The following is a 6,798-nucleotide window of genomic DNA, read 5'->3' on the forward strand; positions in this document are numbered from 1 at the left end:
CGCCAGGACTGGTCAGTAGGCTGCGTATGCGGCACGATCTGCCCAATGCCGAAAACCTACGGCTGCGTAACTTCCGCCGGGAGAACCCTCCCCGGGCACAACAGAAGGGCCCTCTCCAGATGGCAGAGCTCGTCTATCGGCCGGTCGTCGGCGCCGCTCGAACCCTGTTCAAGGCGTGGGACCTGAAGATCGACACTCAAGGTTCGGAGAACATCCCGCGCTCGGGCGGCGCTGTGCTCGTCAGCAACCACATCAGCTACCTGGACTTCATCTTCACCGGACTCGCGGCGCTCCCCCAGAAGCGCCTGGTGCGCTTCATGGCGAAGGAATCCGTCTTCCGGCACAAGATCTCCGGCCCGCTGATGCGCGGAATGAAGCACATCCCGGTGGACCGCAAGCAGGGTGAGACGGCGTACGCGCACGCGCTCGAGTCGCTGCGCTCGGGCGAGATCATCGGGGTCTTCCCGGAGGCGACGATCTCGCAGTCGTTCACGCTCAAGAGCTTCAAGTCGGGTGCGGCCCGGCTGGCCCAGGAGGCCGGCGTGCCGCTGATCCCGATGGCCCTGTGGGGCACCCAGCGGATCTGGACCAAGGGCCGGCCGCGTAACTTCAGGCGCAGCCACATCCCCGTCACCATCCGCGTCGGCGAGCCGGTCGAGGCCCCCGCCGACCAGTACGCGGGCGCGATCACCCGGCGGCTGCGCGAGCGTTGCCAGGAGCTCCTGGAAGCGGCCCAGCGCGCCTATCCCGTACGCCCCAAGGACGCGGGCGACACCTGGTGGGTGCCCGCCCACCTCGGGGGTACGGCGCCGACTCCGGCCGAGGTCCGCGAGGCGGGCTGAGACCACAGGAGCCGTTACCGGGGCGGGCGGACGGTGATCCGCGCTCCGGGGCTCAGCTTCTCCAGCGACTCGGCGAGTTCGGCGGCTGCGGCCTCGAGCTCGCCGTTCGTCATGGGGGCCATGCCCTCCAGCAGGAAGAGTGCGTTCACCGACTCCTCGGTGAGCCGGGTGCGTACGCCCTGGCGCCAGTTCCAGCGCCGGCAGGTGACGCCTTCGTCGTCGCACCAGACGACCTCGCCGGCGTCCGGATGCTCGACTGTCTCCTCACCCCCGGCGACGGTGACGAACGGCTCCTCACCCGTGGCCCGTACGAGCCGCAATCCGCCCTGGATGTGGTCGGTGTCCTCACCGCCGACCGGAATCAGATGGGCCACGCTGATCGCGTTGTAGAGATCGACCAGCCGGTTGATGCGCGGCAGCCCGCCGTCGGCGAGCGCCCGTTTGGCCAGCGCCTCGGCGGAATTGCGAGTACGGGACGGCTTGGCACCGAAGGCGGAGTACGCCGCACGCCAGGCCACCATGTGCGGGTCCTCGTGCGGGGCGTGCCCGTCCAGGCGCTCGGCGAGCCTCCGCGCGGCAACGTCCAGCAGGGCCGAACTGTCGGCATTGCTCTCCCCGTTGACCAGTCCGCGGGCCTCGACGGCCAGATGGATGAAGCCGGGCGCGAGGTCCAGGACCTCGTCGGACACGGTGAGCGTGAGCGTCATGGTTCGTCGTGCCTCACAGTTCGGCCGGGTACAGGGTCCAGAGGGTCTCCAGGTCGGGCGCCGCCCGGAGAGCGTCGAGCACGACTGGATGGGGTACATCATAGAGCACTGGATAGTCCATCTCATTGGACTCCGGCCGCACCTCGTAAGCGAGGCGCTCCTTCGCGAGCGAGAACTGTGCGTCGATTCCGGACTTGTTGCCGCGCGGATCCAGCCGCGCCCACTCCCCGCTGCCGCCGGGAAGCTTCAGCGCCGCCAGCCCATGGACGACATTCAGTCGCTGGTAACAGAAGGCGGCAGGGATGGACCCGGCGCGCAGCAGGGCGACGAGCGCGTGGGACTTGGCGCAGCAGATGCCGGTGCGCTGCGCGAGGACGTCGGAAGCACGCCAGGGGACCCGCACGTCCCCCGTGTCGCTGGAGTGCGGGATGGTGTCGCGGACGAATTCAAAGGCCGCCTTGGCGTATGCGTATGCATCGACACCATCGCTACGGAGACGAGCGGCCGTCTGCCGCACCAGCGGGTGTTCATGGTCGATGACCTCGTCAGCGGCGAGATACGCAGACAGTTCAGGGTTCTGCTGGATCAGCTCCATACCCGCCGACCCTAAGGAAGCGGCCGACCGGACGTCAATCAATTTCCGGTCGGCCACATATTTATACAGCGAGGTCTACTTCGCCATCTCTTCCTTCAGCGCCTGGACGAAGGCGTCGACATCCTCTTCGGTGGTGTCGAAGGAACACATCCAGCGGACGTCTCCCGCCGCCTCGTCCCAGAAGTAGAAGCGGAAACGCTTCTGCAGACGCGCGCTCACATCGTGCGGCAGACGCGCGAAAATCGCGTTGGCCTGTACGGGGTGGAGGATCTCCACACCGTCGACCCCACCCACGCCCTGCGCCAGCCGCTGGGCCATGCTGTTGGCGTGCCTGGCGTTGCGCAGCCACAGATCGCGCGTCAGTAGCGCCTCCAACTGCACCGAAACGAAGCGCATCTTGGAGGCGAGCTGCATCGACAGCTTGCGCAGGTGCTTCATATGGCTGACGGCGTCCGGATTGAGGACGACGACGGCCTCGCCGAAGAGCATGCCGTTCTTGGTGCCACCGAAGGAGATGACATCGACGCCGACGGCGTTGGTGAACGTCCGCATCGGGACGTTCAGCGACGCGGCGGCGTTGGCTATCCGGGCACCGTCGAGATAGACCTTCATCCCGCGCTCGTGCGAGTGCTCGCAGATGGCCCGGATCTCGTCGGGCGTGTAGACCGTGCCCAGCTCGGTGTTCTGAGTGATCGCGACGACCTGCGGCATCGCCCGGTGCTCGTCGTCCCAGCCGAACGCCTGGCGGTCGATGAGCTCGGGCGTCAGCTTGCCGTCCGGAGTCGGTACGGTCAGCAGCTTCAGCCCGCCCATCCGCTCCGGCGCGCCGCCCTCGTCGACATTGATGTGCGCGGACTCGGCGCAGATCACAGCGCCCCAGCGGTCGGTGAGCGCCTGAAGAGCCGTCACATTGGCGCCGGTGCCGTTGAAAACCGGAAAGGCTTCCGCCGTCGGGCCGAAGTGACTGTGCATGACCCGCTGGAGGTGCTCGGTGTACTCGTCCTCGCCGTAGGCGATCTGGTGACCGCCGTTGGCGAGCGAGAGCGCCGCGAGGACCTCGGGGTGAGCGCCCGCGTAGTTGTCGCTCGCAAAGCCTCTTACGGACGGATCATGGTGGCGCCGAGCATCGGTCTTCGTCGGTGTCACGGCTTGGGGGTCAGCCACAGGCGCTGTCCATTCGCTTCCCGGGCGGGCCGGTCCCAGACTCCGGCGATGGCTTCGGCCAGTTCCGTCACGTCCGTGAAGCCCGCGAATTTTGCATTCGGGCGCTCGGCACGCATGGCGTCGTGCACGAGTGCCTTGACCACCAGGATGGCAGCCGCGGTCTTCGGCCCCTCCTCGCCCCCTGCCTTACGGAAGGCGTCGGCGAGCGCGAGCGTCCAGGCCTCGGCCGCGGCCTTGGAGGCGGCGTACGCGGCATTGCCCGCGGTCGGCTGGCTGGCGCCGGCCGCGCTGATCAGCACGTAGCGGCCGCGGTCGCTGCGCAGCAAGCCGTCGTGGAAGGCGAGCGAGGTGTGCTGGACGGTACGGATCAGCAGCTTCTCGAGAAGCTCCCAGTCGGCGAGGTTGGTCTCGGCGAAGGAGGCGCTGCCGCGCCAGCCGCCGACGAGATGGACCAGTCCGTCGATCCGGCCGAACTCCTTCTCGGTCCTGTCCGCCCACTCCCGCGTGGCGTTCAGGTCGAGAAGGTCGACGGTGTCCCCGGTGACGGTCGCACCGCCGTGCGCGTACCGGGCGGCATCGACCGCCTCGGCGAGACGCCCGGGGTCAGCGTCGGAGGCGACGACTGTCGCACCGGCCTCGGCCAGGCGCAGCAGGCAGGCCCGGCCGGCCGGGCCTGCCGCTCCGGCCACCGCGACCACGGCGCCTTCCAGCGGACCTCTGCCGTTTTCCATCATGGTCGTCGCCTCCTCCGTGCGAGCGTTCACGCGGCCACCCGCTCGGCGCTCGCGGCGGTGATCCCCTTGGTGGAGGCGATCACAGCCTTCAGCTTCTTCGACAGCGCCTCATAGAACATGCTGAGCGGAAACTCGTCCGGGAGCACGTCGTCGACAAGTTTACGGGGCGGCTGTGACAGATCGAGGGCATCGGGGCCCTTGGCCCAGCGGGAACCGGGGTGCGGTGCGAGATAAGTCGAGACCAGGTCGTACGCGGCGAACCAGTGGACCAGCTTGGGCCGGTCGATACCGTCGCGGTAGAGCTTCTCGATCTCGGCGCAGAGATCATTGGTGACCTGCGGTGCCCGGTCCCAGTCGATCTTCAGAGTGTTGTCGGTCCAGCGCACCACATCGTGCTTGTGGAGGTACGAGAAGAGCAGCTGGCCGCCGAGCCCGTCGTAGTTGCGCACGCGGTCACCGCTGACCGGGAAGCGGAACATCCGGTCGAAGAGCACGGCGTACTGCACATCGCGGCCGTGCGCGTTGCCCTCGGCCTCGAGCTTCACGGCCTCCTTGAAGGCGGTGAGGTCGCAGCGCAGCTCCTCCAGGCCGTACATCCAGAACGGCTGGCGCTGCTTGATCATGAAGGGGTCGAAGGGCAGGTCGCCATGGCTGTGGGTGCGGTCGTGGACCATGTCCCAGAGCACGAAGGCCTGCTCGCAGCGGGCCTGGTCGCCGACCATCTCCTGGATGTCCTCGGGGAGTTCGAGGCCGAGGACGCGTACGGCCTCGTCGGTGACGCGGCGGAAGCGCGCGGCCTCGCGGTCGCAGAAGATGCCGCCCCAGGTGAAGCGCTCGGGAGCTTCACGCACGGCGATGGTCTCCGGGAAGAGCACCGCGGAGTTGGTGTCGTATCCGGCGGTGAAGTCCTCGAAGGTGATGCCGCAGTAGAGGGGGTTGTCGTAGCGGGTGCGCTCCAGCTCGGAGAGCCAGTCGGGCCAGACCATGCGCAGCACGACCGCTTCGAGATTGCGGTCCGGGTTGCCGTTCTGCGTGTACATCGGGAAGACGACCAGGTGCTGCAGTCCGTCCACGCGGCCCGCGGCGGGCTGGAAGGCGAGCAGCGAGTCCAGGAAGTCGGGGACGTCGAAGGCGCTGTCGGCCCACTTGTGCAGATCGGCGACGAGCGCGCGGTGGTACGCGGCGTCGTGCGGGAGGAGCGGCGAGAGCTCCTCCACGGCGTCGATCACCCGGTCGAGCGCGGCCTCGACGACAACACGGGTCGGGGCGCCCTCGGCGTCGAAATCGATCGAGCCGTCCTTGGACTGCCAGGGCCGGATCTGCTCGACGGCACTCTTGAGCGTCGGCCAGGCCGCGTGCTCGATCACCCGGGCAGCGGAGGATATGCCCCCTGCGGCAATGTCCTGCACAAGAATTTCCGTCATGTCACTTCCTCTACGGGAGAACCTCGCGTCAAGACACCGTATCCGTGCGAGGTTCCCCCGTACAAGTAGAGACTTGGGAAATTATCCTGCCCGACCCCATGGTCACCGAAAGTTTTGCGGTCTACCCAGGATTGATGCGATGGCTTCTATCAGTCCCCTCGGAGCCTGCCGCGCCCCGGCCGGCTGGTCGCGCGCACTATCGCGTCAAGCCACGGGGAGACGCGCCCACGCGCGGGTGAAGCGGCGCGCGGCACGCAGCCGGCTGCCAGCAGGACGGACGCGTCCGCCCGACCCGCCTCGCCCCCGGAGCCGTACCGCGTGAGCACCCGAGCCGTCCTTGTCGCAGCCCTCATCACCGGTTTCGTCCTGAGGATCGCGGAGGCCAGAGCGGCCCGCTCCACTCCGCCGCGCGAGACCGGTTCCATCGCGCAGGCGGCCCGTTAGGCTGCGAACTTGCCGCGCCGATGCCGGGATGCGTCGCGCGTGGGAGCCGCCGTCGACGGAAGCGAGAGAATCTTGACTTTCCTCACCATCGGTCATCGCGGGGTCATGGGCGTCGAGCCGGAGAACACCCTGCGCTCCTTCATCCGTGCCGAGCAGGCCGGCATGGACGCCATCGAACTGGATCTGCATCTCAGCAAGGACGGCGCCCTCGTCGTCATGCACGACGCCGACGTGGACCGTACGACCGGCGGAAACGGCCCGATCGCCGACAAGACCCTCGCCGAGCTGCGGGAGCTCGACGCGGGCGACGGCGAACGGGTACCGGTCTTCGAGGAGGTGCTCGACGCCGTACGGGCACCGCTCCAGGCGGAGATCAAGGACGTGGCCGCGGCCCGGGCACTCGCCGAGGCGATGCGCCGCCGCGATCTCGTCCAACGCGTCGAGGTGTCGTCCTTCCACGACGACGCGATCGCCGAGATCGCCACCCTGGTGCCGGGTGTACGGACCGTGCTCATCGCCAGCCGCTGGGGCGCCGACGTCGTGGACCGCGCGAAGGCGGTGGGCGCCGCCTCCCTCGCGCTGAACATCCGCAGGCTGACCTTGGAGACCGTCGAGCACGCCCACGGTGAAGGGCTTCAGGTGATCGGCTGGGTGGTGAACACCCAGGACCATCTGCGGCTGGTGCGCGCCCTCGAGCTGGACGGCGCGACCACCGACTTCCCCGAGATCCGGCGCACCGGCCGGTTCACGGCCTAGCGTTCCTGCGCCTGTCTCCCTGGGGCTGCCCTAGGACCAATACCGGTAACTTTGGGGCTGTTTGGTCGTTGCTGGTGATGTGCCGAGAGCTGGTCAACTGAAGTCATCTGGTGGGCGATTGTCCGACCGAGT

General features: G+C 68.1%; 8 protein-coding genes. 3 read left to right on the forward strand and 5 right to left on the reverse strand.

Annotated features, from left to right (window positions below):
• Positions 1–119: 119 nt before the first annotated feature.
• The gene (locus AB0D12_RS36490) at positions 120–842 is read left to right on the forward strand and encodes a lysophospholipid acyltransferase family protein (protein ID WP_327321903.1); all 723 of its coding nucleotides are present in this window, start codon (positions 120–122) and stop codon (positions 840–842) included.
• 14 nt (positions 843–856) lie between these two features.
• Here AB0D12_RS36490 and AB0D12_RS36495 read toward each other — a convergent pair whose 3' ends face one another.
• From AB0D12_RS36495 to AB0D12_RS36515, 5 genes are all read right to left on the reverse strand, one after another.
• A complete protein-coding gene (locus tag AB0D12_RS36495; protein WP_362692981.1) occupies positions 857–1,549 on the reverse strand; it encodes a phenylalanine--tRNA ligase beta subunit-related protein in 693 nt (230 codons plus the stop codon).
• Positions 1,550–1,562: 13 nt separating this feature from the next.
• Positions 1,563–2,144, reverse strand: a complete 582-nt coding sequence (locus AB0D12_RS36500) for a transglutaminase family protein (RefSeq protein WP_362692984.1) — start codon at positions 2,142–2,144, stop codon at positions 1,563–1,565.
• A 75-nt stretch (positions 2,145–2,219) separates the two neighbouring features.
• Positions 2,220–3,308: a low specificity L-threonine aldolase gene (locus tag AB0D12_RS36505; protein WP_362692987.1), complete on the reverse strand. Its 1,089-nt coding sequence runs from the start codon at positions 3,306–3,308 to the stop codon at positions 2,220–2,222.
• Entirely contained in the window at positions 3,287–4,039 is a 753-nt protein-coding gene (locus tag AB0D12_RS36510) for an SDR family NAD(P)-dependent oxidoreductase (RefSeq protein ID WP_362693005.1), read from the reverse strand. Before AB0D12_RS36510 ends, AB0D12_RS36505 begins: the two co-directional genes overlap by 22 nt.
• 29 nt (positions 4,040–4,068) lie before the next feature.
• Complete coding sequence (locus tag AB0D12_RS36515; protein ID WP_362692990.1) at positions 4,069–5,466, reverse strand: DUF6421 family protein; 1,398 nt, start codon at positions 5,464–5,466, stop codon at positions 4,069–4,071.
• A gap of 318 nt (positions 5,467–5,784) precedes the next feature.
• Here AB0D12_RS36515 and AB0D12_RS36520 point away from each other — a divergent pair, with 318 nt between their 5' ends.
• The gene (locus AB0D12_RS36520; protein ID WP_362692993.1) at positions 5,785–5,910 is read left to right on the forward strand and encodes a hypothetical protein; all 126 of its coding nucleotides are present in this window, start codon (positions 5,785–5,787) and stop codon (positions 5,908–5,910) included.
• Between the two features lie 72 nt (positions 5,911–5,982).
• Positions 5,983–6,666 (forward strand): glycerophosphodiester phosphodiesterase family protein, encoded by a 684-nt coding sequence (locus AB0D12_RS36525; RefSeq protein ID WP_362692996.1) that lies wholly within the window; start codon positions 5,983–5,985, stop codon positions 6,664–6,666.
• Positions 6,667–6,798: the final 132 nt, after the last annotated feature.

Source organism: Streptomyces sp. NPDC048479 (assembly GCF_040651435.1).
In the GTDB taxonomy this organism is placed as follows: Bacteria; Actinomycetota; Actinomycetes; order Streptomycetales; family Streptomycetaceae; genus Streptomyces.